Source organism: Shewanella holmiensis, assembly GCF_025370255.1.
Taxonomy (GTDB): Bacteria; Pseudomonadota; Gammaproteobacteria; order Enterobacterales; family Shewanellaceae; genus Shewanella; species Shewanella holmiensis.
Map to the genome: position 1 here is coordinate 1 of NZ_JAMTCD010000063.1, position 757 is coordinate 757.

Sequence of the window (757 nt, forward strand, 5' to 3'; positions counted from 1 at the left end):
TTAGCTCATAATTCAATGCGAATCGGTATAATTTTTCGACACAAAACAAAAAGGCCACTAATTAAAGTGGCCTTACTGTTTTAATAGGTGCCAGGAAATGACCTACTCTCACATGGGCATATCGGCCACACTATCAATGACAAATATTTGGTATAATTTTTCGACACAAAACAAAAAAGACCACTCATTAGAGTGGCCTTACTGTTTTAATAGGTGCCAGGAAATGACCTACTCTCACATGGGCATATCGGCCACACTATCAATGACAGATATTTGGTATAATTTTTCGACACAAAACAAAAAGGCCACTCATTAGAGTGGCCTTACTGTTTTATTAGGTGCCTGGAAATGACCTACTCTCACATGGGCATATCGGCCACACTATCAATGACAGATATTTGGTATAATTTTTCGACACAAAACAAAAAGGCCACTCATTAGAGTGGCCTTACTGTTTTATAAGGTGCCTGGAAATGACCTACTCTCACATGGGGAGACCCCACACTACCATCGGCGATACTCTGTTTCACTTCTGAGTTCGGAATGGGATCAGGTGGTACCAAAGCTCTATGGTTTCCAAACAAATTTTATACTAGGACTTTACACTAGTTTATTCGTGGTGCTGATACCCAGAATCGAACTGGGGACCTCATCCTTACCAAGGATGCGCTCTACCGACTGAGCCATATCAGCAAAACTGCTTTTATGTTTCTGAAATGACTACTGAGTAGATACAATTTCATTACTTTTGCTATTT

1 tRNA gene and 1 rRNA gene are annotated in these 757 nt (G+C 40.0%); both read right to left on the minus strand.

Annotated elements, in window-relative coordinates:
- Window positions 1–465: 465 nt before the first annotated feature.
- A 5S ribosomal RNA gene (gene rrf, locus NE535_RS18635) occupies window positions 466–581 on the minus strand.
- Window positions 582–617: 36 nt separating this feature from the next.
- A tRNA-Thr gene (locus NE535_RS18640) sits at window positions 618–693 on the minus strand.
- Between the last annotated feature and the right edge of the window lie 64 nt (window positions 694–757).